This window comes from Calidifontibacter indicus (genome assembly GCF_003386865.1).
Taxonomy (GTDB): domain Bacteria; phylum Actinomycetota; class Actinomycetes; order Actinomycetales; family Dermatophilaceae; genus Yimella; species Yimella indica.
In genome coordinates this window covers 1752222-1778628 of record NZ_QTUA01000001.1, presented here as the reverse complement: position 1 = coordinate 1778628, position 26407 = coordinate 1752222, and the positions used below count along the sequence as shown (strand labels likewise).

Sequence of the window (26407 nt, the reverse complement as noted above, 5' to 3'; positions counted from 1 at the left end):
CAGGGCGAACCGTTTCGCCGTGCTCAACACTCGATGACGTTGACCGCGAGACCACCGCGCGCGGTCTCCTTGTACTTGATCGACATGTCCCGTCCGGTGTCGCGCATCGTCTTGATCGCCTTGTCGAGGCTGACGTGGTGAGTGCCGGAACCGTTGAGCGACAGGCGTGCTGCGTTGATCGCCTTCACCGAGGCGATGGCGTTGCGCTCGATGCACGGGATCTGTACAAGTCCGCCCACCGGGTCGCAGGTGAGCCCGAGGTTGTGCTCGATGCCGATCTCCGCGGCGTTCTCGACCTGCAACGGGCTGCCGCCGAGCACCTCGCACAGCGCACCGGACGCCATCGCGCAGGCCGAGCCCACCTCGCCCTGGCACCCGACCTCGGCGCCGGAGATCGACGCGTTCTCCTTGAACAGGATGCCGATCGCCGCCGCGGTGAGCAGGAACCGCACGACGCCGTCGTCGTCGGCGCCCTCGACGAAATCGCGGTAGTAGTGCAGCACCGCCGGGATGATGCCGGCCGCGCCGTTCGTGGGTGCCGTGACGACCCGTCCGCCCGAGGCGTTCTCCTCGTTGACGGCGAGCGCGTAGAGGTTCACCCAGTCCATGACGTGCAGCGGATCCTTGCGTGAATCCGACTGGCCCAGCTGGCGGTAGAGCCCGGGCGCGCGGCGCGGCACCTTCAGACCGCCGGGCAGCACGCCCTCGCGGCCGAACCCGTTGCGCACACATTCCTGCATCACCGACCAGATGTGCAGCAAGCCGTCGCGGATCTGCTGTTCGCTGCGCCAGACCTGCTCGTTGCGCATCATCACCTCGCTGATCGACAACCCCTCGCGCTCACAGATCGCGAGCAGTTGTTCACCGGTGGTGAAGTGCAGCGGCAGCGGCGTGTCGTCCTGCACGACGCGGTCGGCACCCGTGGCGTGCTCGTCGACGATGAAGCCACCGCCGACGGAGTAGTAGATCTTGCTCTCGATCACCTCGCCCGCCGCGTCGAAGGCGTCGAACTGCATCCCGTTCGGATGGGTGGGCAACGACTTGCGCCGATGCATCACGAGGTCCTTGTCCGGGTCGAAGGCGACGACATGGCTGCCCCCGAGACGCACCAGTCGGCGCACCTTCATGTTCTGCACCCGGGCGTCGGCGGAGTCGACGTCGACGGTCTCCGGATCCTCGCCTTCCAGCCCGAGCAGCACCGCCTTGTCGGAGCCGTGGCCGTGGCCGGTGGCGCCGAGCGACCCGAACAGCTGTGCGTGCACGCGCACCACGTCGTCGGTGCGACCCGACTCGGCCAGTCCGTCGACGAACATCTTGGCCGCCCGCATCGGGCCGACCGTGTGGGACGACGAGGGTCCGATGCCGATCGAGTAGAGGTCGAAGGTGCTCAGCGCCATGGTGTGTCGGCTCCTGGGTCGGTGGTGCGAGGTCGGGTGCGACCTGAGTCACAGTCTATGAAGAGCCGCCGGGCGGTTCGGTCCGCCCCGTGCCGATGCGGCTCTACGGTGGGCTCATGATTTCCCGTGATCGCGAGTTCGACATCGTCCTGTTCGGCGCCACCGGGTTCGTCGGCGAACTCACCGCAGCCCACCTGGCCACGCACGCGCCGAGCGGCACGCGCATCGCCCTGGCAGGACGCAACGAGCACAAACTGCAGGACGTCCGCGCCGACCTTCCGGCCGCCGCGCGTGAGTGGGACCTCGTCACCGCGGATTCGGGCGATCCGGCCTCGCTGCGGGCCATGGCGGAGCGCACAAAGGTGGTCATCACCACCGTCGGCCCCTACGCCTCGTACGGCCTGCCGTTGGTGGAGGCCTGCGCCGACGCCGGCACCGATTACGTCGACCTCACCGGCGAGGTGCTGTTCCACCGCGACGCGATCGACGGCTTCGACGAGCGGGCGAACGCCACCGGTGCGCGCATCGTTCCCTCCTGCGGCTACGACTCGGTGCCGTCGGACATCGGGGTGTTCGTGCTCGCCGACGCGGTGCGTGCCGCGGGCGACGGCGAGCTGGGCGACACCACGACGTACGCGTCGCTGAAGGGCGGGGTGAGCGGCGGAACCATCGCCTCGATGATGGGTCAGGTCGATGCGATCAAGGCCGACAAGGAACGCCGCAAGGTGGTGACCGACAAGTTCGGCCTCTCCCCCGACCGTGCCGCCGAGCCGGCCGGCGAGTGGAAGGACTCGGCCGCAGTCCGGGAGGACGGCGAGATCGGCGCCTGGACCGCGCCCTTCGTCATGGCCACCTACAACACCCGCGTGGTGCGTCGCAGCAACGCGCTTTCGGCACACTCCTACGGGCGCTCGTTCCGCTACCGCGAGGTGATGAAGACCGGCCGCGGCATCAACGGGCGACTCACCGGCTACGCCGTCGCCGGTGGCCTGGGCGCGGCGCTCGGCGCGATGAACGTCGGCTTCCTGCGACCCCTCGTCAAGAAGGTCGTGCCGGCGCCCGGCACCGGGCCGAGCGAGAAGGCCCGCAACGAGGGCTTCTTCAAGATGGACATCCGCACCACCACGACCACCGGACGCAAGTGGCACTCGGTCGTCTCGGCTCAGGGCGACCCCGGGTACGCGGCCACCTGCGTGATGCTCGGCGAGGCCGGTCTGGCTCTCGCCCTGCAACGCGACGACCTGCCGCTTCCAGAGGGCCGCCAAGGCGGATTGCTCACTCCGGCAACGGCATTGGGAATGCCGTACGTCGAGCGCCTGCGCGCCCGGGGGTTCGTGATCGAGGCCGAGCCACTGGCGTGAGCGACCCGCTGGACGAGCTGGTCGCGATCCTTCGGTCGCAGGAGGCCGACCGTCTGCGTGGGCGGAAGGTCATCGTCTTCGCACCGGTGCTCGCCGCCACGGCCACCCGCGTCGAGCACTATCGGCAACTCGGGGTGACGGCACAGTTGGTCCTCACCTTCGGCGACGGCACCGGTCCACTGCCGTCGGGCGACGACCTCACCGTCGTGCGCACCGGCTACGGCGCACCCGTACGTTCGGCAACGGACGAACTCTCGGCGTGGACGCGCCTGCTCGACGACCCGCCGGTCGAGGTGCTGGAGGCCGTCGAGCGGTTCGATCCGACCGGCGCGGCTCTGGTCATCTCCACGACGCCCACGGCGTCCCCCCGGCTCATCTTCGGACGAGCTTCGTTCGGTGGGCGGTCAGCCGCCGACGAGGCGCTCGAGGACAAGACCTTGTGCGGCCCGATCTTCACTGCCGCCGGGCTGGCGACGGCACCGGAGGAGATCGTCACCGCAGACCGTCGATCGCTGCGCGCCGGCGCTGCCCGACTCGATGAAGGTGCCGGCGTCGTCATCTCCGCCGACGCCTCCCACGGTTTGAACGGCGGCGCCTCGAAGGTTTGGTGGTTGCGGCCCGGCGCCGAACCCGAACCGATCTTGGAACGCGTCTGCGCCTCCGGGCGGACGGCGCGGGTCATGCCGTTCCTCGAAGGGCAGCCGTGCAGCATCCACGGAATCGTCACCGACCAAGGCGTACTCATCCTGCGCCCCGTGGAACTGTGCATGTTGCGGCCGGTCGGCGGCACAGGGTTCGTGCAGGCCGGCATCTCCAGCTGGTGGGACCCGTCGGCGGCGCAACGGCACCAGATGCGCGCCGCCGCACGCGCCACCGGCGAGGTGCTCGCGCGTGTTCACGGTTATCGAGGCGCGTTCGGCATCGACGGCATCCTCACCGCCGAGGGCTTTCGTGCCCACGAGCTCAACCCACGGTTCTCCGGCGGCATCAGCGCGCTCGACAAGGGCGTCGACGTGCCGCTGAACCTGCTCGATCAGACGGTGCGTTCCGGCGTTCACCTCGACTTCGATGCCGACGCCGTGGAGCAACGGCTGCTGGACGAACTCGACGCCCACCGCTTCGGCACCGCCTACCTGTCGACGGGGTCGGTGTCGCCGTCCGAGACCACGACCGTGCTCGTTGCCGGCACGCCTGACGAGCTGCGGCCGTGCGACGACGAGGGGGCGGCGGTGGGCCGCCTCGAGCTCGGTCCGGCCGCAATGGGCGGCCTCGTGCGCTTCACCCCCCACCGATGTACGCCCGGCACCCGCCTCACGCCGTGGGCCGCCGCCGCGTTGGAACTCGCGGATTCGTTGTGGCACACTGATTTCGGCGCAATGGAGCAGCCCGTCGAGTGGCGGTGAGGCTACTCGACCTCGCCCGTCGACGCCGGCGTGCCGTTGCCGGGGTCGCGTTCCTCCGCCGGGCCCGCAGCGGCCTCCTCCGCCTGCTTCACGTCCTGGTCGACCGATTCCTCGTCGGTGTTCGGGGTGCTCTCGTCGGTCATCGCTCCACCTCCGTGTGTTGGTCGATCACCCGACTCACGCTACGCCGACCGCACGCCGCAGCGGCCGGACGCGTCGGCGCAGGGCCGGAAATCACACCTCGGGGTGGGCACCTCGATCCACGTAAATCGGTTGTCCCACGCAGACCCCCGGTGGTGGGCTTCGGCCATGAGCTGCTTCGTCTCACACACCTCCGTCGACTGTCGCAATGCCTACGAACTCAGCGAGTTCTGGAAGAAGGTGCTCGACTACGTCGACGTCTGCGACGACCCCAACGAGCCGGGCCACGAGGAGTGCATGATCCTCGACCCAGACTCGGGACACCACATCCTCTTCATCGAGGTGCCCGAATCCAAGACTGTGAAGAACCGTCTGCACTTCGATCTGCGTCCGCGCACCGGCACCCGCGACGAGGAGGTCGAGCGACTGCTCGGCATCGGCGCTGTGCAGGTCGGCGACCACCGCGGCATCCGCGGCCCCGGCAGCGGATGGGTCATCTTGGCCGACCCCGAGGGCAACGAATTCTGCAATCCCGCGCTCGGAGGCCGAGCTGGCCGCGTCCGTCGGCTGAGCGGGCACGGTGCACAGGAATTGGTGCGCGTACGGGAGCTGGTTGCCGGAGCGGGAGGAGCATCTCCCGTTCACCCATCCAACTCCCAACCGAGGCACCGACGACAACGCGACGTGGGGCGAGGAGCATCCCGGCCGGCTCACGACCTACCTCGACGCCGGTTTTGAGATCGTGCACCGTCCGTCGAAACGGCGCGCGGTCGTCGCGGTCGAGTTCTGACCCGCTCGAGCGGGTCAGAACGAACCGGGTCAGGCAGGCCCACCCGAGCGGCGCCGCACGAAGTCACGCAGGTCGGCCGACTGTTGCACCCGAGACGGCTCGTGCACGTGCATCATGTGACCCGCCGGGTAGTAGTGGTGTTCAATGTCGTCATGGCGCTCCCGCGCGATGGCGAGGTGCGCGAGCGAATCCTCCGCGGCGGTGAACGGCGTTGCGCCGTTCAGCATCAGCCCGTTGAGGTACATGCCGTCGTCCTGCAGCAGCTGCGCGAGCCCGGCAGCACGGGTCGTGCCGTACGACTCCCCGATCAGGAATTTCGTTGAGAGCCAACGACCTTGGTCGCTCACCCACTGCCGGATGATCTCGGCGACCGATTCGAGGTCGGCGGTGAAGCCGTGGAACCCCGAGGGCTTGCGCCCCTTCAACACCCGCGCTGCGCGACGGGTTCGCGCCCCTGCCAGACGTCGTCCTTGACCTCGTCCTTCCAGAGCACGACCCGCCCGGTCTGCGCGGTGTAGGGCAGCTCGCCGTCCGGCGTCACCGGCACGTGCTCGGTGGTGACGAGCTCGTCGGTGACATCGGCGGCGTCGGCCGGGGTCAAGCTTGCAGTCGGGCCGGGAAAGGGGACGGAGTGTCACTCACCCTTGTGACACTAGCCCTGTGAAGTGCCCTCTCGCCCGAGGATTCTCGCGAGCGCGTCGAGCACCGTGGCGTCCTCGATGGTGGAGGGCACCGGCGCCTCCTGACCGTCGGCCATCTGACGCATCGTCTTGCGCAGGATCTTGCCCGAACGGGTCTTCGGCAACGCTGCGACGACGTCGACCTGTTGCAGCGTCGCAATCGGCCCCACCTCCTCGCGCACCCGCCTGCCGAGTTCACCGCGCAGCTGCTCCAGGGCTGCGTCGTCGAGGTCGGCCCACTGGTCGCCGGCCTTGAGCACGACCAGCGCCCGGGGCACCTGCCCCTTCAGCGGGTCGGCCACACCGATCACGGCGCATTCGGCGACGGCGGGATGCCCGGCGAGTGCTGCCTCGATGCCGCCGGTCGACAGCCGGTGGCCGGCGACGTTGAGCACGTCGTCAGTGCGGCCGAGCACGAACAGGTAGCCGTCGTCGTCGAGGTAGCCGCCGTCGCCGGTGAGGTAGTAGCCCGGGTAGGCCGACAGGTACGACGACTCGTACCGCGCATCGTCCTGCCACAAGGTCGGGAGCGTCCCCGGGGGCAAGGGCAGCTTGATGCAGACGGCGCCCTCGGTGCCGGCCGGCGCCTGCTGCCCCTGGCTGTCGAGGATCTGCACGTCGTAGCCCGGCACCGGCACGGTGGCCGAACCCGGTTTGATCGGCAACGGCTCGAGGCCCACCAGGTTGGAGGCGATCGGCCATCCGGTCTCGGTCTGCCACCAGTTGTCGATGACCGGCACGTCGAGCTTGTCGGTGGCCCACTGCCAGGTGTCGGGGTCGAGCCGCTCACCGGCCATGAACAGGGTGCGGAACCCCGACACATCGTGCCCGGCCACGAGTGCGCCGTCGGGGTCTTCCTTCTTGATCGCACGGAAGGCGGTCGGCGCGGTGAACAACGCCTTCACGTCGTTCTCGGCGATGATCCGCCAGAAGGTGGAGGCATCGGGCGTGCCGACGGGCTTGCCTTCGAACAGCACCGTGGTGCACCCGGCGATCAGCGGCGCGTAGACGATGTAGGAGTGCCCGACGACCCACCCGACGTCGGACGCGGTGAACCACACCTCCCCAGGCGACATGCCGTAGACGTTGGTCATCGACCACTGCAGCGCGACCGTGTAGCCGCCGTGGTCGCGCACGATGCCCTTGGGCTTACCGGTGGTCCCGGAGGTGTAGAGCACGTAGAGCGGGTCGGTCGCGAGCATCGACTCACAGCCGGCCGGCTCGACCGCGCCGGGCTTCATCGCCGTCGCCCAGTCGATGTCGCGCTCGCCCATCTCGGCCTCGAGCTGCGGCCGCTGCACGAGAAGCACCCGCTCGGGCTTGTGCTGCGCGCGCTCGATCGCATCGTCGACCATCGGCTTGTACGGCACCACGCGGGAACGCTCGACCCCGCACGAGGCGGTGACGATCACCTTCGGTTGAGCATCGTCGATGCGGGTGGCGAGTTCGGCCGGTGCGAAGCCGCCGAACACCACCGAATGCACGGCTCCGATGCGAGCGCACGCGAGCATCGTGACGATCGCTTCGGGCACCATCGGCAGGTAGACCACGACACGGTCGCCGCGCTCGACACCGAGTGCGCGCAGCACTCCTGCGGCACGACCGACGAGGTCGAGCAGTTCGGCGTAGGAGTAGCTGCGCTTGGTGTCTGTGACGGGGCTGTCGTAGATGAGCGCTGTGCGGTCGGCGTCACCCTTGATCACGTGCCGGTCGAGCGCGTTGTAGCAGATGTTGAGCTGCCCGTCGGGGTACCAGCGGTAGAACGGCGGCTGCTGGTCGTCCAGCGCCTTCTTCGGCTTGCGGAACCAATCGACCGCCTCCGCGGCATCCAGCCAGAACCCCTCCGGGCCGGACATGCTGCGCCGGTACTGCTCCACGTACGAACTCATGGCGCGATTATGGCCCGGCTGTGGCCCCGGTCACCATGACGTCGTCGACGAACCCGCCGACCGGCCAGGCGGGTGCGCCGAGCGGTCGGGCGGCGCCACTGACCTCACCACCACCGGTGCAGGTGGTGCACCGGGCCCGCACCCGCCCCGATCTCGAGCCGATCCGCCTGGCGCAACGCCTCGGTGAGCCAGGTCTTCGCCGCCGCGACGGCCTGCGACCACGACCCCAATTGCGGATGCATGGTGGCGAGCGCCGCCGACAGCGCGCACCCCGTTCCGTGCGTGTTGCGCGTCGCGACCCGCTGCTGCGCAAACCGCTCCACCGTGTCCGCGCTGATCAGGACGTCGACCGGGTCACCCGCCAGATGGCCGCCCTTCATCAGCACCGCCCCGACGCCGAGGTCGAGCAGCCGCCGCCCCTGCGTCACCATGGCCCGCTCGTCACCCGCCTCGGCCTCGCCGAGCAGTGCGGCCGCCTCGGCCAGGTTGGGCGTCACGATGCTCGCGCAGCCGACCAGACGCCGCATCGCGTCCAACGCGTCCGGAGCCATGAGGCGATGCCCACTGGTCGACACCATCACCGGGTCGACGACCACGCACGTTCCACGCGACAGGCCCGATCGCACGAACTCGCAGACGACGTCCGTGACGGCGGCCGATGCAAGCATGCCGGTCTTCACAGCGTCGATACGAACATCAGTGACCAGTGAATCAAACTGCGCTGCAACGAAATCGGCAGGAACAGCGTGAACGGCGTCGACACCGTGGGTGTTCTGCGCGGTCAACGCGGTCACCACCGCCATTCCGTATCCACCGAGTGCGCCGATGGTCTTCAGGTCGGCCTGCAGACCGGCGCCGCCGCTGGGGTCGCTGCCGGCCACGGTCACCACTGCCGGGGGACGTCGCATGACCCCACCGTAGAACGCTCCCCCGATCTGGGTTACGTTGATCACACCCACACGGGAGCCCTCGGCAGAGGGCTGAGATCGAGTTGATGCCACTCGGACCGTCCGAACCTGCCCGGGTCATGCCGGCGAAGGAAGTGAGGATTTCTCGATGTCCGAGATCCATCCCAAGCATCATCTGCACCACCTCGTCGAGGGCGACATCCGCGTGCCCGTCACTGCGATCAGTCTCGACGACTCCCCCGACGGACCCAATGCCGACGTGCACGTCTACCGCACGGCGGGTCCGGGCAGCGATCCGTCCGTCGGGCTGCCGGCGCTGCGTGCCGACTGGATCGCCGACCGCGACGACGTGGTCGAGTACGGCGGGCGCGAACGCACGCTGCACGACGACGGCCGGTCGGCGGTGCGGCGCGGGGCGGCGTCCGACGAATGGCGCGGTGCGAAGCGAAAGCCGTTGCGCGCCATGGACGGCCGCACGGTCACCCAGATGCACTACGCCCGCCAGGGCAGGGTGACCCCGGAGATGCGCTACGTCGCGCTCCGCGAGAACGTCGACGTCGACCTCGTGCTGCGCGAGGTGGCCGCCGGGCGCGCGATCATCCCGGCGAACGTCAACCACCCCGAGTCGGAGCCGATGATCATCGGCCGACGGTTCCTCACCAAGGTCAACGCCAATATCGGCAACTCCGCGGTGACCTCCTCGATCGAGGAAGAGGTGGCCAAGCTCAGTTGGGCGACCCGGTGGGGCGCCGACACGGTGATGGACCTGTCGACCGGCGACGACATCCACACCACCCGGGAGTGGATCGTGCGCAACTCGCCCGTGCCGATCGGCACGGTGCCGATCTACCAGGCGCTGGAAAAGGTCGACGGACGCGCCGAGAACCTCAGCTGGGAGGTCTTTCGGGACACGGTGATCGAGCAGGCCGAGCAGGGCGTCGACTACATGACGATCCACGCCGGGGTGCTGCTGCGCTACGTGCCGCTGACCGCGCAGCGCGTGACGGGCATCGTCAGCCGCGGCGGTTCGATCATGGCCGGTTGGTGTCTCGCGCACCACGAGGAATCGTTCCTTTACACCCACTTCGACGAGCTGTGCGAGATCTTCGCGCAGTACGACATCGCGTTCAGCCTGGGCGACGGTCTGCGCCCCGGCTCGGTGGCCGACGCCAACGACGAGGCCCAGCTCTCCGAGTTGCGCACCCTCGCCGAACTCACCCGTCGCGCATGGACCCACGACGTGCAGGTCATGGTCGAGGGGCCGGGCCACGTGCCGCTCGATCTTGTCCCGGAAAACGTTCAGCTGCAGCAGGACTGGTGCGACGGCGCGCCGTTCTACACGCTAGGACCGTTGGTCACCGACATCGCACCCGGCTACGACCACATCACGTCGGCGATCGGCGCCGCCGTGATCGCCCAGCACGGCACCGCGATGCTCTGCTACGTGACGCCGAAGGAGCACCTCGGACTGCCGAACCGCGACGACGTGAAGACCGGCGTCATCACCTACAAGATCGCGGCCCACGCGGCGGACGTCGCGAAGGGACACGCGGGCTCACGCACGCGCGACGACGCACTGTCGAAGGCGCGCTTCGAATTCCGGTGGCACGACCAGTTCGCGCTCTCACTCGACCCGGACACCGCGATCGCGTTCCACGACGAGACCCTTCCGGCCGAAGGCGCGAAGACCGCGCACTTCTGCTCGATGTGCGGGCCGAAGTTCTGCTCGATGCGGATCAGTCAGGACATCCGCGACAACCACGCCGGCCTGCTCGAGGGGATGGCTGCGAAGTCGCGGGAGTTCGTCGAACTCGGTGCATCCGTCTACGTCCGTCCGCCGCAGTGAGCCCGGCCGGGAACGGCCACGCAACGACCCCCGAAGCTTGCCCGCAGCGCCTCGCCGCGCTGCGCGGAGGCATCGTCGGCAACTTCGTGGACCAGGTGCACATCTTCCTTCCGCTGGTCGCACTCGCACCAGCGCTCCCCCGGCTCGCCGGACCGCACGCGGCGGCCGGCAGCGCGACGCTCGTCGTCATGGCGATGCTTCTCGGTCGCCCGGTCGGCGGCTGGGTTTTCGGGCGGATCAGCGACCGGTTCGGCCGCGCCCGCACGACGCGGTGGGCCATCGCGGGTACGGCGCTGTGCAGCCTCGGCATCGCGGCGACGCCGCCGTACGCGGTGGTCGGGGCCGGGGCGATGTGGTGGATCCTCGCGCTGCGTTTCGTCGCAGGTGTGTTCATCGCGGGCGAGTATTCCGCCGCAATCCCGTTGGCGATGGAGTGGTCGCCCGCGCGCCGACGCGGCCTCGTCTCCGGCCTGATCATGGCGATGGCGCCACTCGCCCAGGCCACCATCGCCCTGCTCACCTGGGCAGCACTGCGCATCGATCCCGACGCGTACGCCGCTTGGGGTTGGCGGATCGCATTCCTCGGCGGTGCGATCGCCTCCCTCGGAATGCTCGCCTTCTACCGGCGCCAGGTCACCGACCGTGAGGCGCCCGGCATCGAGCGGATCGGGCTGCGCGCCCTGCTCGTCGGTACGAGTGCGCGCACGTTCTGGCAACTCTTCGGGCTGATGAGCGGGCTGTGGATCATGACGAACCTCGTCGTCGTGGCCCTGCCGGCCGGGCTCGGCGGAGCCGGGTTCGACCCCACGCAGGTCGCTCTCATCGCCGGGGTCGCCGCTGTGGGCCAGGCGGCCGTCATGGCCTGCACCGGACACCTGTCGACACTCGCCGGCCGGCGCCGCTTCTTCGCGGGTTGGGGCGTGCTGGCCGCGTTGGCCGCACCGCCGATCTGGTTGGCGCTCAACGCAACCGGATCACTGCTGTCGGCGCTGCTGGCAGCGACTGCCTTGCAGGCAGTTACCGTGTGCGGCTACGGACCGGTGGGCGCCTACCTCGCGGAGGGATTTCCGGCGGGAATCCGCTCGACCGGCTACGGCACCGCGTACAGCCTGTCGATCCTGCTGCCCGCGCTGAACCCGTTCTATCTCCCCCAGGTGCAGGACGCGGTCGGTCGGCGGACGGCGGTGGTCGCGTTGCTGGTGCTCGCGGGCGTCCTGGTCGCGTGGTGCGGCTCGCGCCGTACACCGGCCACGACGCTGCAGCCCGCCGAGCCGCTCGTGCCGAAGGAGGTCGTCGGTGCAGCCTGAGACCATCGCCGCGGTGATCGAGAAGACCCGCGGGCGTGATCCGCTGGTGCACTGCATCGTCGGGCCGGCGGTGGCTCAGTTGGTGGCCGACGGGCTGCTGGCTGCCGGCGCCCGGCCGTTGATGACCGCCACGCTAGCGGAGGCGCCGGCCCTGGTCCAGGGCACCGACGCATTGCTGGTCAACCTCGGCATGCTGTCCGACGAGGCCACGCGAGCCGTGCTGCCCACCGTCGCCACGGCTCGCGAGAAGCACCTGCCGTGGGTGCTCGACCCGGTGGCGGTCGGTCCGGCACCGGTGCGAACCACGCTGGCGCTCAACCTGATCCGGCATCGACCGACGATCGTGCGCGGTAACGCATCGGAGGTGTCCGTCCTGGCCGGAGGTGACGGCGGGGCGACCGGCCCGGACAGCGTGTTGGGCTCGATGGAGGTGGAGTCGGCGGCGCAGCTCGTGGCCGCACAGGCCGGTTGCACGGTCGCAGTGTCCGGCCAACCCGACGTGATCACGGATGGGTCGCGCGTGGTCAGGGTGCACAACGGGGTGCCCCTGCTCACCCGGGTGACCGGCACGGGTTGCCTGCTCGGTGCGCTCACGGCGGCCTGCTCCACGGTGGCCGACCCCTTCGATGCGGCGTTGACCGCGACCGTCTGGCTGACCGTCGCCGCCGAACACGCAGCGGCGACCGAGCACGGTCCCGGGTCGTTCCGGGTGGCGCTCGTCGACAACCTCCACACCCTCGACGCGACAACGATTGCGCGGCAGGCGAAGTGGTGACGAGACGTCTGCTCGACCTGCGGTGTTACCTGGTGACCTCGGGCACCGACCGACGCACCGTCGAGGTGGCTGCGGCCGCTGCGGCCGCTGGGGCCGGGGTGGTGCAGGTGCGCGCGAAGCAGCTCGACACCCGCGCACTGCTTGCTCTGGTGGTGACGATCGCGGACGAGGTGCATCGGGCGAACGCAGCGACGACGGTGCTGGTCGATGACCGCGCCGACGTCGCGTTCGCCGCGGCGCGCACTGGTGCCCCGGTGCACGGCGTGCATCTGGGCACCGACGACCTGCCCGCCGACGCGGCCCGGGCCATGCTCGGGCCGGACGCCGTCGTCGGGCTCACCACGGGCACCGTCGAGCTCGCACGGTGGGCGGACCTCCAGGCCGACCACATCGACTACATAGGCGCGGGACCGTTTCGACGTACGCCGACCAAGGACTCCGGCCGCGAGCCACTCGGGCTCGCGGGCTACCCGCCGATCGTCGCGGCCACCGGCCTTCCGGTGGTGGCGATCGGCGACGTCACCCCCGACGACGTGGCCGACCTGATGTCGACCGGCATCGCCGGGGTGGCGCTCGTGCGGGCGATCATGCAGGCAGCCGACCCGGCGGAGGTGGTTCGGCGCGTGCTCACCGGCTGCCCCACTCCCACGCCGGCTTGCTGAGCCAGCCGAACCCGCGCACCAGCGACTCACCGAGGTCTTTGTAGAGCTCGATGAGCAGGCGCTCCTCGATGGGTTCGTCAGGCTCGAACGGGGTGGGGTCGAGTGCCCGGATCAGCTCGTCGCTGTGGGTCACGACCACGACCTGGGTGGCCTCGACCGTGCCGCGGATCAGCCGTCCGAGCGCGGGCACGAGCGAGGGATGAAGAGAGGTCTCCGGCTCGTTGAGCACCATGAGGGTCGGCCGGTCGACCGAGGTCAGCGCCGCGGCCCAGAGCAGGAATCGCAGTGTGCCGTCGGAGAGTTCGGTGGCCCGCAGGGCACGCAACATGCCGGGTTGGCGCAGCGCGATCTGCAGGCGTCCGTCGTCGTAGACCTGGAGTTGCAGTTCGCTGCCCTCGAATGCGTCGGCGACCGCCTCGGGCAACCCCGCGAACCCCGCCTCGAGCGTCGTGGCGACGGTGGCCGCCAGATCGTGGCCGTCGCCGGAGAGCACCGGCGTGCGCGTCGCCACCTGCGGGGCACGCGCCGGCGCGTCGGCGTCGGTGCGGAAGCCGTCGTAGAAGCGCCACCGGCGCAACTCGTGACGCATCGCGGCGAGTTCGACGAAGCGGTGCGGATCGGCGAACTCGGTGAGCATCGAACGGTGGCTGGGTAGCTGCCCGACCTCGGCCCAGGACCGCCCCTCACGCTGCTCGACCAGTCGGCGTTTGCGCCGCACCAAGGTCGTCGCCGGACGCATCACCGGGCCGGTGAACACGGCCTCACGTTTGATCTCGGGGTCGCGGGCGAACACCGACTGGGAGTCCTGCGGGATGCCGAGATCGACGAGATAGCCGAAGTCGTCGGTGGCACAACCCAATTGCAGACTGATCGGCTTGCCGCCGCGCATGATGCCCTGCACGGGAGCTCCGCGGCGCGCGGCGGTGAGCGTCGCCGGCCCGGCCCACAGCGCCGACTGCAGACCACCTTCGCGAGCCAGCGATCCGATGACGTCGCCGGTGCCGCAGTCGGCGAGCAGGCGCAGCGCGCGGTAGAGCGAGCTCTTACCGGCTCCGTTGCCACCGGTCACGACCGTCAGCCCCGACAGCGGCAGTGCGACATCGCGGAACGAGCGATAGCCGGCGATCGCAACGGTCGAGATCATGCCGGCAGGCTATGCGGTGGCTCCGACAACCGGCACCGACAACCGGCACCGACAGCCGGCACCGACAGCCGGCACCGACAGCCGGCGGCGCACGCATCCACCGAGTGCCGTCGTGCAGCAGGATGGGCCGGGTGACCCCGCCCGAAGTCGAATCCCTCGCCGTCCTCGACCGGCTGTTGCACGGCCCCGACGACGCACTGCGCCACGCGCGGTTGCAGAACCTCGACCTGGCCGCCCGCGAGTCGGAACTGCTGGACCACAAGGACTTCCACGGTGTCGTCGTGCTCGGTGGCAACCTCACCACCGATCTCGAACGCCACATGCGCAAGCACGGCGCGGTGGTCTTCATCTCCGATCCGAGCACCCCGGTCTCGTCGTTCCGTAGCGAGCTCTACGACTACACCGAGCTCTACGCGGGGCTGAACGACCGCGGGTACGCGCAGACTCCCGACGCGTCCGCCTACCGGTGGAGCCGCGACGCGCGCAGTGAGCACGACGCCTACGCCACCCTGCAACGAGCCGTGCACGACGACTGCATCTCCGACGCACTGCACGAGTGGGTCGCGGGCCGCCGCGTCGCCGGGGTCATGGGTGGGCACGCCGTACGGCGCGGCACGCCGGGTTTCGCGGAGGCGGCCGGGCTCGGCGCCCACCTCGCCAACGCCGGGCTCAGCGTGGCCACCGGCGGCGGTCCCGGCGCGATGGAGGCGGCGAATCTCGGTGCGCTGCTTGGGGATTCACCCGACCTGCAACGCGCCCTCACCGATCTGGCGAAGGCGCCTGATTTCCACGACGTCGACGCCTGGGCGAAGGCTGCGTGGGCGGTGCGCGAGCGGGTGCAGCCTGTGTCGGATCATCGCTCGCTCGGTGTGCCGACCTGGTTCTACGGGCACGAGCCGCCGAACCTGTTCGGTTCGGCGATCGCGAAGTACTTCAGCAACGCCCTGCGCGAGGACGTGCTGCTCGCAATCTGCAACGCCGGAATCGCCGTGCTGCCCGGTGCCGCGGGCACCGTGCAGGAGATCTTCCAGGTGGCGACCCGGCTGTACTACGCCACCGAGCCCGGCCCGCCGTTGGTGCTGGTCGGCCGCGACCAGTGGACGGTGCGGGTGCCGGTGTGGGCCGCGCTCGAGGCACTCGGCGCGAAGTCACCGCTCGGCGCGTCGATCCACCTCGTCGACACGGTCGACGAGGCAGCCACGGTGCTGCTCGACGGTGCCACCCGATAGGCAACTCGGCGCACCGACCGGGCGCCCCGGTGGACGGCGCCGACCCGAGCCCGGATCAGCCGACCAGGCTGCGCACGTAGGCCGCCTGCCCGGCGTGCTGGGCGGCGTCGTCGACGATGCTCACCAGCCGCACCGCACGGGTCACCGGCGGATCCCACGATTCGTCGATCACCTCGTCCCAGTCGTCGTCGCCGAGGGAGGCGAGGTAGCGGCCGGTGGCCGCGACGGCCGCGTCCAGATAGCCGGTCAACAAGGCTGGGTCGTCGACCCGCACCTTCGCGACGTCGTCGGCGGTGTGGCCGTATCCGGTGGAGTCGGCCGGCAGATCGAGCCCGAACTTCTCGGCCCAACCGTCGGCCAGCCAGACCTGGTCGGCGCCGGCCAGCGCCGCGATCTGCGCGTCCTGTTGCCGGGCAAGGTGCCAGACCAGCCAGGTGATCGAGTTGGCCTGCTCGTTCGGACGCCGGTTGAGCGTGTCGGCGTCCGACGCGTCGACAAGGGAGTGCGCAACCTGCTGGCTGCGCGCGATGCCTTCGAGGAGAAGCTCTTGCGGTCTCATGCCGCCAACGCTAACCCCGCGCAGCGACTCAGCTCGACTCAGGCGGTCGAGGCCGCCAACTGCCCGCACGCACCGTCGATGTCGGATCCGCGGGTGTCACGCACCGTCGTCGGGATGCCGTGGGCGCGCAGACGCTCGACGAACTGCTGCTCGACGCCCTTGCGGGACGCCGTCCACTTCGACCCCGGCGTCGGGTTGAGCGGGATCGGGTTGACGTGCACCCAGCCCTTGCCGCGAGCGGCCAGCTTCTCCCCCAGCAGGTCGGCCCGCCAGGAGTGGTCGTTGATGTCCTTGATGAGCGCGTACTCGATCGACACGCGGCGTCCGGTGGCCTTGTAGTAGCGGTACGCCGCGTCGAGCGCCTCGTCGACCTTCCACCGGTTGTTGATCGGCACGAGCTCGTCACGCAGTTCGTCGTCGGGCGCGTGCAGGCTGAGCGCCAGCGTGACCGGGATGCCCTCGGCCGCCAGCTTGTCGATCGCCGGCACGAGACCGACCGTCGACATCGTCAGGCCGCGGGCGCTCATCCCGAGCCCGGACGGCGGTGCCTCGGTGAGTCGGCGGATCGCGTTGACCGACTGCCGGTAGTTGGCCAGGGCCTCACCCATGCCCATGAAGACGACGTTCGACACCCGCAGCGGTGCCTCGCGGTCATCGGCGTCGCCGCCCGCGAGCTCGCCCGAGCGCAACATCCGCGCACCGGCGACGACCTGCTCGACGATCTCGGCGGTCGACAGGTTGCGGGTGAGCCCTTCCTGTCCGGTGGCGCAGAACGGGCAGTTCATGCCACAGCCCGCCTGGCTGGAGATGCACATCGTGACGCGGCCGGGATAACGCATGATCACCGACTCCACGAGGGCGCCGTCGAACAACCGGTGCACCTGCTTGATCGTGCGTCCGTTGTCGGCAACCAGCGACTTGATGGGCGTCAACAGCGGCGGCAGCATCGCCTGCACGAGTTCCTCGCGGCTCGCCTTCGGCAGGTCGGTCATCTGCTCGGGGTCGGTGACGAGGTGCTCGAAGTAGTGGGTCGACAACTGCTTGGCCCGGAAGCCCTTGTGGCCGAGCTTCTCGACGGCTTCCTTGCGGCCGGCGTCGTCGAGGTCGGCGAGGTGTGCCGGCGGCTTGCCGCGCCGCGGCGCGGTGAAGGTCAGCTGGCCCGGCACGGGACGGCGGGTGGTGGGGTTGGGCAGTTCAGTCATGTCTCAGTGCACCGCTACGAAGGGGGTCAGGATGGCCCAGGTGACCGGGGCGGCGATCACCAGGGAGTCGAGGCGGTCCATCAGACCGCCGTGGCCGGGAATGAGGTTGCTCATGTCCTTGATGCCGAGGTCGCGCTTGATCATCGACTCGCACAGGTCGCCGATCGTCGCGGCCACCACGACACAGCACCCCATGAGCGCCCCGACCCACCAGCGTCCGTCGAGCAGGAAGTGGACGGCGAGCGAACCGGCCAGCACGCACGACACCACCGACCCGGCGAAGCCCTCCCAGGACTTCTTCGGAGACACCGTGGGTGCCATCGGGTGCTTGCCGAAGAGCACTCCGACGGCGTAGCCACCGATGTCGGAGCAGATGGTCGTGAGGATGAACACCACGATCCGGCTGGGACCGTCGTCGGGGCTCACCAGCAGGATCGCGAACGACACCAGACTCGGCACGTACAACGTGGTGAAGAAGCCACCGGCGATGTCCCGTGCCGCGTCGCGGGTCGACCCGATCGAACGCCACACCAGGATCGCGACGAAGGTCAGCGCCACCGCGCTGGCGAGCGCCTCCGGACCGAACGCGTACGCCACCGGGGGGATGACGGCGGCGCCGACGAAGGTGGGCACCACCGGCGGGTGGATGTCGCCCTCGGCCATCGCACGCAGCAACTCCCAGGTCGCCACCACCGCGGCAACCGTGGCGACCACCACGAAGGCTTCCTTGCGGATGAACAACGACGCGAGCACGACGGCGCCGAGGAACACGCCGACGCCGACCGCGGCATAGAGGTTGCGACCGGCGCGCGGGGTCGGGTTGTGCGGCGCCGTCGCCGGCGCCCCACCACCGGCACGCGTCGACCCACGGGTCGACCGACGGGTGGCCTCGGGGGTGACAGCGGTCGCCGCAGCCGGATCGGGCTGCGGCGCACCGGTGTCGACGGGTTCGCTCATCGTGTGCAGAGATCGGGTCGCTGAACCTGGCGGCTCAGACCTCGAGCAGTTCGGCTTCCTTGCCCTTGAGCAGCGCGTCGACGATGTCGACGTGCTTCTTGGTGAGCGACTCGAGGTCCTTCTCGCCGCGCGCGCCCTCGTCCTCGCCGATGTCGCCGTCCTTGACCAAGCGGTCGATTTCTTCCTTGGCCTTGCGACGGATGCTGCGCACCGAGACGCGGGCGTGCTCGGCCTTGTCGCGCGCGATCTTGATGTAGTCGCGGCGGCGCTCCTCGGTCAGCTGCGGCAGGATGATGCGGATGACGTTGCCGTCGTTGCTCGGGTTGACCCCGAGGTCGGACTCGCGCAGCGCCTTCTCGATCGCGGCCATGGCCGACTTGTCGAACGGCTGCACGAGGACGGTGCGGGCCTCCGGCGTCTGGAACGACGCGAGCTGCTGCAGCGGGGTCGGCGCACCGTAGTAGTCGACGGTCAGCTTGTTGAACATCGCCGCGTTGGCCCGACCGGTGCGGATCGCGGAGAAGTCCTCCTTGGCCACCTCGACGGCCTTCTCCATCTTGTCCTCGGCCTCGAACAGGCTCTCTTCGACACTCATCGCGGGTGATGCTCCTTCAAATACGTAATGGGGGCTCGGTGGGTGCGTCCGGTCAGGCCGGGACGACCAACGTCCCGATCCTCTCACCTTGCAGCGCACGGGTGATATTGCCGTCGCCTTCCATCCCGAAGACGACCATCGGCAGCTTGTTCTCGGCGCCGAGGGCGAACGCGGTCTGGTCGATGACGCGCAGTTCGCGCTCCATCGCCTCCTGGTAGCTCACCTCGTCGATGAGCGTGGCGCTCGGGTCCTTCTTCGGGTCGGCGGTCATGACGCCGTCGACACCGTTCTTGGCGATGAGGACCGCGTCGCAGCGGCTCTCCAGGGCGCGCTGGACCGCGACGGTGTCGGTGGAGAAGAACGGCATGCCCATGCCGGCGCCGAAGATGACGACGCGTCCCTTCTCCATGTGTCGGATCGCACGCCGCGGGATGTACGGCTCGGCGACCTGACCCATCGTGATCGCGGTCTGCACTCGGGTCTCGATGCCTTCCTTCTCCAGGAAGTCCTGCAGGGCGAGGCAGTTCATGACGATGCCGAGCATGCCCATGTAGTCGGCACGCACACGGTCCATGCCGCGCTGCTGCAGTTCGGCGCCGCGGAAGAAGTTGCCGCCGCCGATCACCACGCAGATCTGCACGCCACGCCGGTTGGCCTCACCGATCTGGGCGGCGATGCGCTTGACGACGTCGGGGTCGAGGCCGATGTTCCCGCCTCCGAACACTTCACCCGAGAGCTTCAGGAGCACTCGCTTGTACGTCGGGCTGGTGGCGGAATCGGTCATACGTGCCTCCGTGGTCGAGCCTTGGTTGCGGTCGCCAAATAATTCCACATCGCAGGGGGTGCCACCGCCACGGTTGCGAACGCGGGCCACGACTGGCACTCTGTATCAGCCTTGCAATAACCCCATACGCCACTTTGGTCAATTTCTGTCACGGCGTGTCGTGAATTTCACGTCGCTGCGAAGGCCCCCTGACCGCCGAGCCCGGAGACCCCGCCGATGAACTTGCACCGCGCCCGAAGCCTCTGCCTGTCCACCGTCCTCAGCACCGCGCTCCTTGCGCCGTTCGCGACGTCCGCCTCGGCCGCCGACGGCGGCGCCTACGCCCCGAACGGCGTGCGGGTCGCGGGCGTGTCCAAGGCCGCCTGCGCGCGGTACCCGTCCGGCCGTGACATCAACGTCACCCGCAAGATGTACGAGATCGGCCAGAAGCGCAATGTCTCGTCCAAGGTGATGCTGGCGATGTTCGAGGCCGGCTGGGTGGAGTCGTGGCTGAACAACCTCAACTGCGGCGACGCCGACTCGCTCGGCATCTTCCAGATGCGGCCCAGCATGGGCTGGGGCACCCGCGCCCAGTTGCAGGACGTCACCTACCAGGTCAACAAGTTCCTCGACGTCGCGGTGCCGATCCAGAGTCGGTACGGCACCGCCGGCCAGCTCGCGCAGGCCGTCGAGCGCTCCGGCTACCCATACCGCTACGACCAGGCACAGGCCACCGCCCAGAAGTACATCAACGAGGCGTTCCAGCCCTACGGCACGATCCTGACGATCTGGACGAAGCTGGGCGGGGTGAATGGGTCACTGGGCGGACCGCTCGCCGCCGAGACCGACTTCCAGGCCGGGGTGCGGCACGTGCCCTTCTCCCGGGGCATCGCCGCCCGCGACTCCCGCGGCACCTGGGCCATCTGGGGCGACAACTACCGCTACTGGTCCTCTACCGGCTCGAGCGCCAAGTACGGATTCCCGACGATGCTGCCCAAGGCGGCCCAGAAGTCGCCGACCGGCACGACCGGCCTGACCCAGGGTTTCCAGCGCGGGTGGATCTACTGGTCGTCGCGCACCGGCTCGCGTGCCGTGATGCCGGCGATGCAGAAGGCGTTCGTGCAGTACGGCGCCGAGGGACGAGTCGGCTTCCCCATCAGCGACACCGTCACCTCCGCGACCGGCACCACCCAGACCTTCGAGAAGGCCGTGATCACGGTGAACTCCGCGGGTGTCGCCAGCATGCAGGCGCGCTAGGCGAAGAGCCCACGCAGCGTCGCGACCAACGTCTCGGCGAGCCGGTCGTAGTCGAGTTCGTCGACGTGCAGCCCGGAGCCCAGCCGCAGGTAGGACCGCCCGCCCCAGAACGCCGGCGGACACTCGATCCCCCGGTCGGACAACCGCTCGTACACCTCGGCGGCATCGTCGGCCGACTCGATCAGCCCGTCGGGCAGCGGCACCAACCGCATGCCGGGCGCCGCGCGCCCGGGCCACGACGGATCGAACCCGGGCAGGTCACCCGGGAACGCCATCGCGAGGCGACGGTGCACCAATTCGCTTCCCACACTGAGTAGTTCGCGATTGCGACGCGCGATCTCGAGCCCGCCGTGGGCGGCCCAGAAGTCGAGGCCGTCGGGAATGGCGAGCATGGCCGAGAAGTCGACCGTGCCCGGGAAGTCGTGCGCGCCCGGGTAGCCCTTGTACGAGGTCCAGGAGGTGACCGCCGGCAGGGCCCGATCACGCCACGGTGCGGCGGTCCACAACGCGCCGGTGCCGCGGGGCGTGTAGCACCACTTGTGCAGATTGGTCGCCCAGAAGGCCGCCCCGAGCGGCTCGATGTCGAGTTCGGTGGTGCCGGCCGAATGGGCCGCGTCGACGAAGACCGGCACCGGTGCGACCGCCTCCACGACGGCGCGCACGGGTAGCTCCAGACCGGCCGGTGAGGTGACGGCGTCGACCACGACCAGTCTGGTGTGCTCCCCCACCTGCGCGGCGAACGCCGCGGCGATCTCGGCATCGGACGCGTCGATGCCGAACGGGGCAGTGCGCACCGCGGCTCCCCTGGTGCCCGCGGCGAGCGCGACCGTCGGGTAGCCGTGATCGGACACCACGATGTCGTCCCCGGCCCGTAGGTCGATCGCGTCGAGGATCACCCCGACGGCCTCCGACACGTTGCGGATCAGGGCAACGGAGTCGGTCTGCACCCCGAGGAAGTCGGTGACGCGGTGCCGCACCTGCTGCAGTTCGTCGTGGCATTCGAGGCGGAAGAAGCGCACCGGGTTGGCTTCGATCCGGTCGCTCCAGCGTTGCTGCGCCGCACGCACCGTCCGCGGCACCATGCCGAAGGCACCGGTATTCAGATGCAGCACAGTCGGATCGGCGTCGAACAGCTCGAGGATGTCGTGGCGCATGCCGGTCATCCTCGCAGCCCGGGTCAGGACTGCGCACAGCGCGAGGGCCGGACACCCGTAGGTGTCCGGCCCTCGTTGCTTCGTGCGTGGCTTACGCCAGGCTCAATCCAGTCTCGACGGGAGACGTTCAGACGCCGACCTTGAACCGGGAGAACCCGGCGATCTGCGAACCCGACTCCTCGGCGACCTTGCCGACGGTCTTCTTCGCGTCCTTGGCGAACGCCTGCTCCAGCAGGACGTTCTCCTTGAAGAAGCCGTTGACGCGGCCCTCGATGATCTTCGGCAGCGCGGCCTCGGGCTTGCCCTCTTCCTTGGCGGTGGCCTCGGCGACACGGCGCTCGTTGGCGACGGTGTCGGCGTCGACCTCCTCACGGATGAGGACGGTGGGGCTGAACGCGGCGATGTGCATCGCGACGTCGCGCAGGGTCTGCTCGTCACCCGAACCGGCCACGATCACGCCGATCTGCGCCGGCAGGTCGGGGCTGGTCTTGTGCAGGTAGGAGACGACCTTGTCACCCTCGAGGGTGGCAACGCGCTTGATCTCGATCTTCTCGCCGATGGTGGCGTTGGCCTCGTCGAGGATCGACTGCACGGTCGAGCCGTCGAGCTCGCTGTCGAGCAGCGCCTGGGCGTCGGCAGCCTTGATCGCGACGGCCTGGGCCAGCACGCGGTCGGCCAGCTCGCCGAACTTTTCGCCCTTGGCGACGAAGTCGGTCTCGCAGAGGATCTCGACGAGGGTGCCGGAGCCGCCCTCGGCCTGAGCGCGCACCAGACCGTTGCTGGTGGTGCGACCCTCACGCTTGGTGACACCCTTCAGGCCCTTGACCCGCAGGATCTCGGTGGCCTTCGCCTTGTCGCCGTCGGCCTCGTCGAGGGCCTTCTTGACGTCGAGCATGCCGGCGCCGGTCGACTCACGCAGCGCCTTGATGTCAGCTGCGGTGTAGTTCGCCATGTGGTAATTCGCTCCTTCGCGAAATCAGTTGAACGACAGGGGTACTGAGGAAGTGCTCAGGCCTGGGCGTCGGTGGAGGCCGGAGCCTCGACCTCGACCGCACCGGCGGCGTCGGCCGGAGCGGCAGCAGCCTCGGCGGCCTCGGCAGCCGGAGCGTCGCTCGACGCACCGTCAGCAGCCGGAGCCTCGCCCTCGGAACCGAGCAGCTCGCGCTCCCACTCGGCCATCGGCTCGGCCTCGGTGCCCTCGCCGGCGTTCGAGCTCTGACCCGAGCGGGCGATCAGACCCTCGGCGACGGCGTCGGCGACCACACGGGTCAGCAGGGTGACCGCGCGGATGGCGTCGTCGTTGCCCGGGATCTTGTAGTCGACCTCGTCCGGGTCGCAGTTGGTGTCGAGGATCGCGATGACCGGGATGTTGAGCTTGCGCGCCTCGGTGACCGCGAGGTGCTCCTTCTTGGTGTCGACGACCCAGACGGCCGAGGGCACCTTGTTCATGTCGCGGATACCGCCGAGGGTGCGCTCCAGCTTGTCCTTCTCACGCTTGAGGACGAGGAGTTCCTTCTTGGTGCGACCCGAACCGGCCACATCGTCGTAGTTGATCTCCTCGAGCTCCTTGAGGCGAGCAAGGCGCTTGTGAACCGTGTTGAAGTTGGTGAGCATGCCGCCCAGCCAGCGGTAGTTGACGTAGGGCATGCCCACGCGGGTCGCCTGCTCGGCGATGGACTCCTGCGCCTGCTTCTTGGTGCCGACGAACAGGATCGTGCCGCCGTGGGCAACGGTCTGCTTGATGAAGTCGAACGCGTCGTTGAGGTAGGTCAGCGACTGCTGCAGGTCGATGATGTAGATGCCGTTGCGCTCGGTCATGATGAAGCGCTTCATCTTGGGGTTCCAGCGACGGGTCTGGTGTCCGAAGTGGACGCCGCTCTCGAGGAGCTGGCGCATGGTGACGACGGCCATGCCGAAGTCCTTTCGTGTGAAGGTTTCCAGTTGTACGCCGCGCCGACGGGTGCCGACACGGACTCCTGGTGCCCCAGCCGACCCCACCCGACCGAGGTCGGGACCGGGGGCCGCGCTCCGCACGAGGACGGGACGGGGCACGCGAATTCGACCCAGTTCTCCCGGGTCGTGTCACAAGTCTACGACCTCCCCCGCCATTCCGCCGAATCCGCCGGTCCCGCGGGCTCGACGGCCGCCTGCGTCGTTCGGGCGGCGCCTTCTAGGCTGGGCGGATGGACGAAGCACTGGTGGAACGGATGCGGGAGTTCGGCGAGACGATCTTCGCCGAGATGACCCAACGAGCCCTCGCCGCCGACGCGGTCAACCTGGGTCAGGGGTTCCCCGACACCGACGGACCCGCTGCCGTGCTGGACGCCGCGGTCGAGGCGATCCGCAGCGGCCGCAACCAGTACCCGCCGGCGATCGGGGTTCCCGAACTTCGGGCCGCGATCGCCGAGCACCAACTGCGGTTCCGGGGCACCACGGTCGACGCCGACACCGAGGTGCTCGTCACCGCCGGCGCCACCGAGGCCATCGCGGCGAGCATCCTGGCGCTGTGCGAGCCCGGTGACGAGGTGGTCGTCTTCGAGCCCTACTACGACTCCTATGCGGCCTCGATCGCCCTGGCCGGTGCGGTGCGACGCACCAGCGTGCTGCGCTTCCCCGACTTCGCGGTCGACGAGACGTCGCTGCGAGCGGCGTTCTCCCCGCGCACCAAGCTCGTGCTGCTCAACACGCCGCACAACCCGACCGGCCGGGTGTTCACCCGCGCCGAATTGGAACTCATCGCGTCCCTGGCCATCGAGCACGACGCGTACGTCGTCGCCGACGAGGTCTACGAGCATCTCGTCTACGACGGCGAGCACCTGCCGATCGCGAGCTTGCCGGGCATGGCCGAACGCACCCTGTCGATCTCGTCGGGCGGCAAGACCTTCGCGACGACCGGATGGAAGGTCGGCTGGGTCACCGGCCCGGCCGCGCTGGTGTCGGCGGTGCGCACGGTGAAGCAGTTCCTCACCTTCGTCTCCAGCGGCCCGTTCCAACCGGCGATCGCCACCGGACTGCGACTGCCCGACAGCTTCTTCGCCGGGCTGCGTGACGACATGCGGGCGCGGCGCGACCTGCTCGCCGACGGCCTGGCCGACCTCGGCCTGCCGGTGTCGGTGCCGCAGGGCGGCTACTTCGTGGTGGCCGACGCCGCGGCGTGGGGCCCCGACGGTCTCGCCGTCTGTCGGGCACTGCCCGAACAGGCAGGCGTCGCGGCCGTGCCGGTGTCGGCTTTCCTCGATGACAAGACATTCGGAGCGACCCTGGTGCGCTTCGCCTTCTGCAAGCGTCCGGAGGTCATCAAGGAGGGTGTGGCGCGCCTGCACAAGGCGTTCTCCACAGCCTGAGGCTCCGCCGCGATCCGTCCACCGAAACTGCCGGACGGTGTCGTCTGATCTGCCCGTGGCACGCACCGTGTCGTGGATGAAGACCTTTCTCGCACTCGTCTGGCTCTCGGCAACCCTCGGGGCGACCGCGCCGGCGCAGGCGCCGACCTCACCCGCGTCATCCGTGCCGGTGCTCGCCGCGTCCGCCGGCGGGGTGGCGGTGGCCCGATCGGGGTCCGGCACGGTTGGCACAACCCCGACCGGAGTGGCCCCGACCGGTGACTACCGGTGGCCGTTGGCGCCCACTCCCCCGGTGATCAGACCCTTCGAGCAGCCGCCGCAGCCGTGGGCCGCCGGACATCGCGGGGTCGACCTGCTCGGCAGCACCGGTGCGGCAGTGCTGGCGGCCGGTGCGGGCACGGTGACCCACTCCGGGGTGATCGCCGGCCGCGGCACGGTGACGGTCACCCACCGCGACGGACGCCGCACCACCTACGAACCGCTCGACGACCGCAGCGCGGTGGGCACCTCGGTGGCCGGCGGCGATCGCGTCGGCACGCTCGCTGCCGGTGGGTCGCACTGCGCTCCGCGCAGTTGCCTGCATTGGGGGCTGCTGGTCGGGCCGCGCGACTACCGCGACCCGCTCACCTTGCTCGGATCAACCCGGGTGCGACTGTTGCCGGTGCCCTGAGCGGCGTGGTCACTGGTACGCGGTGATGAAGCAGATCCAGCGCACCGTGCGCGCTCTGCGAGGTGCGCAGGCCGCCCGCCAGGAGCTCGTCGACCTTGGTCGCGGCAAAACCATCACCCAGCAGCAGCTCGTGCCTGTCCTGGTCGGCGCGGGGATGACGTCGAGGCCGGCCGCGTCCCCTCGTCGATGCGCACCACTCCCGCGCCGGAGCTGCCGGCAGAGGCGATCGAGGCCCAACAGGCCGCAGCTCACGGCAGCTCCGGGCGACCTCGGTTCCCGGCCGCCGGCACCGGTCCGGCGCGCGGCTGGTCCAATGAATGGCTGGCACCCCCACGCCGTACCGGGGCGGCACCTGATCGAGGGCTCGGTCAGTA

The 26407-nt window shown here is 69.5% G+C and carries 26 protein-coding genes, 1 pseudogene and 1 riboswitch; of the genes and pseudogenes, 12 read left to right on the top strand and 15 right to left on the bottom strand.

Annotated features, from left to right (window positions below; genetic code table 11):
• Positions 1-23: 23 nt before the first annotated feature.
• The gene (locus DFJ65_RS08475; protein ID WP_115922649.1) at positions 24-1397 is read right to left on the bottom strand and encodes an L-serine ammonia-lyase; all 1374 of its coding nucleotides are present in this window, start codon (positions 1395-1397) and stop codon (positions 24-26) included.
• A 116-nt stretch (positions 1398-1513) separates the two neighbouring features.
• Here DFJ65_RS08475 and DFJ65_RS08470 point away from each other — a divergent pair, with 116 nt between their 5' ends.
• On the top strand, positions 1514-2758 hold the full coding sequence (locus DFJ65_RS08470) for a saccharopine dehydrogenase family protein (RefSeq protein WP_115924204.1): 1245 nt from the start codon (positions 1514-1516) through the stop codon (positions 2756-2758).
• The gene (locus DFJ65_RS08465) at positions 2755-4161 is read left to right on the top strand and encodes a hypothetical protein (RefSeq protein ID WP_115922648.1); all 1407 of its coding nucleotides are present in this window, start codon (positions 2755-2757) and stop codon (positions 4159-4161) included. Before DFJ65_RS08470 ends, DFJ65_RS08465 begins: the two co-directional genes overlap by 4 nt.
• A gap of 2 nt (positions 4162-4163) precedes the next feature.
• On the opposite strand, the gene DFJ65_RS17450 is transcribed toward DFJ65_RS08465, so the two are convergent.
• Entirely contained in the window at positions 4164-4304 is a 141-nt protein-coding gene (locus DFJ65_RS17450; protein WP_170144040.1) for a hypothetical protein, read from the bottom strand.
• Between the two features lie 166 nt (positions 4305-4470).
• Between DFJ65_RS17450 and DFJ65_RS08460 the strand changes: the two are divergent.
• Both DFJ65_RS08460 and DFJ65_RS18055 read left to right on the top strand, forming a co-directional pair.
• Positions 4471-4770, top strand: a pseudogene (locus DFJ65_RS08460) (VOC family protein); the annotation flags it as partial.
• Between the two features lie 145 nt (positions 4771-4915).
• Positions 4916-5092 (top strand): hypothetical protein, encoded by a 177-nt coding sequence (locus tag DFJ65_RS18055; RefSeq protein WP_170144039.1) that lies wholly within the window; start codon positions 4916-4918, stop codon positions 5090-5092.
• Between the two features lie 29 nt (positions 5093-5121).
• Here the strand turns inward: DFJ65_RS18055 and DFJ65_RS08455 are convergent, their stop codons facing one another.
• From DFJ65_RS08455 to thiD, 4 genes are all read right to left on the bottom strand, one after another.
• Entirely contained in the window at positions 5122-5520 is a 399-nt protein-coding gene (locus DFJ65_RS08455) for a hypothetical protein (RefSeq protein ID WP_115922647.1), read from the bottom strand.
• Positions 5514-5693: a hypothetical protein gene (locus DFJ65_RS08450; RefSeq protein ID WP_115922646.1), complete on the bottom strand. Its 180-nt coding sequence runs from the start codon at positions 5691-5693 to the stop codon at positions 5514-5516. The genes DFJ65_RS08455 and DFJ65_RS08450 overlap by 7 nt, the downstream gene beginning before the upstream one ends.
• 51 nt (positions 5694-5744) lie before the next feature.
• Positions 5745-7661 (bottom strand): acetate--CoA ligase, encoded by a 1917-nt coding sequence (locus DFJ65_RS08445; protein WP_115922645.1) that lies wholly within the window; start codon positions 7659-7661, stop codon positions 5745-5747.
• Between the two features lie 104 nt (positions 7662-7765).
• Positions 7766-8569 carry a bifunctional hydroxymethylpyrimidine kinase/phosphomethylpyrimidine kinase gene (thiD, locus tag DFJ65_RS08440; RefSeq protein WP_115924203.1) on the bottom strand — a complete coding sequence of 268 codons (804 nt, stop codon included), beginning with the start codon at positions 8567-8569 and terminating at the stop codon, positions 7766-7768.
• A gap of 41 nt (positions 8570-8610) precedes the next feature.
• Positions 8611-8720: riboswitch (TPP riboswitch) on the top strand.
• Here thiD and thiC point away from each other — a divergent pair.
• The 4 genes from thiC (at position 8718) to DFJ65_RS08420 (ending at position 13159) form a co-directional block, all read left to right on the top strand.
• A complete protein-coding gene (gene thiC / locus DFJ65_RS08435; protein WP_115924202.1) occupies positions 8718-10415 on the top strand; it encodes a phosphomethylpyrimidine synthase ThiC in 1698 nt (565 codons plus the stop codon). It overlaps the preceding riboswitch by 3 nt.
• Positions 10412-11722 carry an MFS transporter gene (locus DFJ65_RS08430; RefSeq protein WP_115922644.1) on the top strand — a complete coding sequence of 437 codons (1311 nt, stop codon included), beginning with the start codon at positions 10412-10414 and terminating at the stop codon, positions 11720-11722. Before thiC ends, DFJ65_RS08430 begins: the two co-directional genes overlap by 4 nt.
• Positions 11712-12497, top strand: a complete 786-nt coding sequence (thiM, locus tag DFJ65_RS08425; RefSeq protein ID WP_115922643.1) for a hydroxyethylthiazole kinase — start codon at positions 11712-11714, stop codon at positions 12495-12497. The genes DFJ65_RS08430 and thiM overlap by 11 nt, the downstream gene beginning before the upstream one ends.
• Positions 12494-13159, top strand: coding sequence for a thiamine phosphate synthase (locus DFJ65_RS08420; protein WP_115924201.1), 666 nt, complete (start codon positions 12494-12496; stop codon positions 13157-13159). Before thiM ends, DFJ65_RS08420 begins: the two co-directional genes overlap by 4 nt.
• Here the strand turns inward: DFJ65_RS08420 and DFJ65_RS08415 are convergent.
• Positions 13125-14303 (bottom strand): AAA family ATPase, encoded by a 1179-nt coding sequence (locus tag DFJ65_RS08415; protein ID WP_115922642.1) that lies wholly within the window; start codon positions 14301-14303, stop codon positions 13125-13127. The genes DFJ65_RS08420 and DFJ65_RS08415 overlap by 35 nt on opposite strands.
• Before the next feature lie 122 nt (positions 14304-14425).
• On the opposite strand from DFJ65_RS08415, the gene DFJ65_RS08410 reads away from it, so the two are divergent.
• Positions 14426-15532 (top strand): LOG family protein, encoded by a 1107-nt coding sequence (locus DFJ65_RS08410; RefSeq protein ID WP_115922641.1) that lies wholly within the window; start codon positions 14426-14428, stop codon positions 15530-15532.
• A 55-nt stretch (positions 15533-15587) separates the two neighbouring features.
• Here the strand turns inward: DFJ65_RS08410 and DFJ65_RS08405 are convergent, their stop codons facing one another.
• The 5 genes from DFJ65_RS08405 to pyrH are packed head-to-tail and all read right to left on the bottom strand — an operon-like array spanning position 15588 to position 19629.
• Complete coding sequence (locus tag DFJ65_RS08405; RefSeq protein WP_115922640.1) at positions 15588-16091, bottom strand: mycothiol transferase; 504 nt, start codon at positions 16089-16091, stop codon at positions 15588-15590.
• 38 nt (positions 16092-16129) lie between these two features.
• Positions 16130-17293, bottom strand: a complete 1164-nt coding sequence (gene rlmN / locus DFJ65_RS08400) for a dual-specificity RNA methyltransferase RlmN (protein WP_115922639.1) — start codon at positions 17291-17293, stop codon at positions 16130-16132.
• A 3-nt stretch (positions 17294-17296) separates the two neighbouring features.
• A complete protein-coding gene (locus tag DFJ65_RS08395) occupies positions 17297-18250 on the bottom strand; it encodes a phosphatidate cytidylyltransferase (protein WP_115922638.1) in 954 nt (317 codons plus the stop codon).
• Between the two features lie 34 nt (positions 18251-18284).
• Entirely contained in the window at positions 18285-18845 is a 561-nt protein-coding gene (frr, locus tag DFJ65_RS08390; protein WP_115922637.1) for a ribosome recycling factor, read from the bottom strand.
• A 52-nt stretch (positions 18846-18897) separates the two neighbouring features.
• A complete protein-coding gene (gene pyrH / locus DFJ65_RS08385) occupies positions 18898-19629 on the bottom strand; it encodes a UMP kinase (RefSeq protein WP_115922636.1) in 732 nt (243 codons plus the stop codon).
• Between the two features lie 216 nt (positions 19630-19845).
• Here pyrH and DFJ65_RS08380 point away from each other — a divergent pair, with 216 nt between their 5' ends.
• A complete protein-coding gene (locus tag DFJ65_RS08380; RefSeq protein ID WP_115922635.1) occupies positions 19846-20865 on the top strand; it encodes an LGFP repeat-containing protein in 1020 nt (339 codons plus the stop codon).
• Here the strand turns inward: DFJ65_RS08380 and DFJ65_RS08375 are convergent.
• The 3 genes from DFJ65_RS08375 to rpsB form a co-directional block, all read right to left on the bottom strand.
• On the bottom strand, positions 20862-22019 hold the full coding sequence (locus DFJ65_RS08375; RefSeq protein ID WP_115924200.1) for an aminotransferase class V-fold PLP-dependent enzyme: 1158 nt from the start codon (positions 22017-22019) through the stop codon (positions 20862-20864). The genes DFJ65_RS08380 and DFJ65_RS08375 overlap by 4 nt on opposite strands.
• A gap of 127 nt (positions 22020-22146) precedes the next feature.
• Entirely contained in the window at positions 22147-22971 is an 825-nt protein-coding gene (gene tsf, locus DFJ65_RS08370; RefSeq protein ID WP_115922634.1) for a translation elongation factor Ts, read from the bottom strand.
• A gap of 56 nt (positions 22972-23027) precedes the next feature.
• Complete coding sequence (gene rpsB / locus DFJ65_RS08365) at positions 23028-23930, bottom strand: 30S ribosomal protein S2 (RefSeq protein WP_115922633.1); 903 nt, start codon at positions 23928-23930, stop codon at positions 23028-23030.
• A 272-nt stretch (positions 23931-24202) separates the two neighbouring features.
• Between rpsB and DFJ65_RS08360 the strand changes: the two genes are divergently transcribed.
• Positions 24203-25363, top strand: coding sequence for a pyridoxal phosphate-dependent aminotransferase (locus DFJ65_RS08360; RefSeq protein ID WP_115922632.1), 1161 nt, complete (start codon positions 24203-24205; stop codon positions 25361-25363).
• A gap of 76 nt (positions 25364-25439) precedes the next feature.
• On the top strand, positions 25440-26033 hold the full coding sequence (locus DFJ65_RS08355) for a M23 family metallopeptidase (protein WP_115924199.1): 594 nt from the start codon (positions 25440-25442) through the stop codon (positions 26031-26033).
• Positions 26034-26407 lie beyond the last annotated feature (374 nt).

What these genes read in the sequence shown, in the direction of transcription:
- DFJ65_RS08475 (WP_115922649.1), bottom strand. Translation starts at nt 1,397, where the DNA reads ATGGCGCTGAGCACCTTCGACCTCTACTCGATCGGCATCGGACCCTCG.
- DFJ65_RS08470 (WP_115924204.1), top strand. Translation starts at nt 1,514, where the DNA reads ATGATTTCCCGTGATCGCGAGTTCGACATCGTCCTGTTCGGCGCCACC.
- DFJ65_RS17450 (WP_170144040.1), bottom strand. Translation starts at nt 4,304, where the DNA reads ATGACCGACGAGAGCACCCCGAACACCGACGAGGAATCGGTCGACCAG.
- DFJ65_RS08445 (WP_115922645.1), bottom strand. Translation starts at nt 7,661, where the DNA reads ATGAGTTCGTACGTGGAGCAGTACCGGCGCAGCATGTCCGGCCCGGAG.
- thiD (WP_115924203.1), bottom strand. Translation starts at nt 8,569, where the DNA reads ATGCGACGTCCCCCGGCAGTGGTGACCGTGGCCGGCAGCGACCCCAGC.
- thiC (WP_115924202.1), top strand. Translation starts at nt 8,718, where the DNA reads ATGTCCGAGATCCATCCCAAGCATCATCTGCACCACCTCGTCGAGGGC.
- DFJ65_RS08415 (WP_115922642.1), bottom strand. Translation starts at nt 14,303, where the DNA reads ATGATCTCGACCGTTGCGATCGCCGGCTATCGCTCGTTCCGCGATGTC.
- DFJ65_RS08410 (WP_115922641.1), top strand. Translation starts at nt 14,426, where the DNA reads ATGGGCCGGGTGACCCCGCCCGAAGTCGAATCCCTCGCCGTCCTCGAC.
- DFJ65_RS08405 (WP_115922640.1), bottom strand. Translation starts at nt 16,091, where the DNA reads ATGAGACCGCAAGAGCTTCTCCTCGAAGGCATCGCGCGCAGCCAGCAG.
- rlmN (WP_115922639.1), bottom strand. Translation starts at nt 17,293, where the DNA reads ATGACTGAACTGCCCAACCCCACCACCCGCCGTCCCGTGCCGGGCCAG.
- DFJ65_RS08395 (WP_115922638.1), bottom strand. Translation starts at nt 18,250, where the DNA reads ATGAGCGAACCCGTCGACACCGGTGCGCCGCAGCCCGATCCGGCTGCG.
- frr (WP_115922637.1), bottom strand. Translation starts at nt 18,845, where the DNA reads ATGAGTGTCGAAGAGAGCCTGTTCGAGGCCGAGGACAAGATGGAGAAG.
- pyrH (WP_115922636.1), bottom strand. Translation starts at nt 19,629, where the DNA reads ATGACCGATTCCGCCACCAGCCCGACGTACAAGCGAGTGCTCCTGAAG.
- DFJ65_RS08380 (WP_115922635.1), top strand. Translation starts at nt 19,846, where the DNA reads ATGAACTTGCACCGCGCCCGAAGCCTCTGCCTGTCCACCGTCCTCAGC.
- DFJ65_RS08375 (WP_115924200.1), bottom strand. Translation starts at nt 22,019, where the DNA reads ATGCGCCACGACATCCTCGAGCTGTTCGACGCCGATCCGACTGTGCTG.
- tsf (WP_115922634.1), bottom strand. Translation starts at nt 22,971, where the DNA reads ATGGCGAACTACACCGCAGCTGACATCAAGGCGCTGCGTGAGTCGACC.
- rpsB (WP_115922633.1), bottom strand. Translation starts at nt 23,930, where the DNA reads ATGGCCGTCGTCACCATGCGCCAGCTCCTCGAGAGCGGCGTCCACTTC.
- DFJ65_RS08360 (WP_115922632.1), top strand. Translation starts at nt 24,203, where the DNA reads ATGGACGAAGCACTGGTGGAACGGATGCGGGAGTTCGGCGAGACGATC.
- DFJ65_RS08355 (WP_115924199.1), top strand. Translation starts at nt 25,440, where the DNA reads ATGAAGACCTTTCTCGCACTCGTCTGGCTCTCGGCAACCCTCGGGGCG.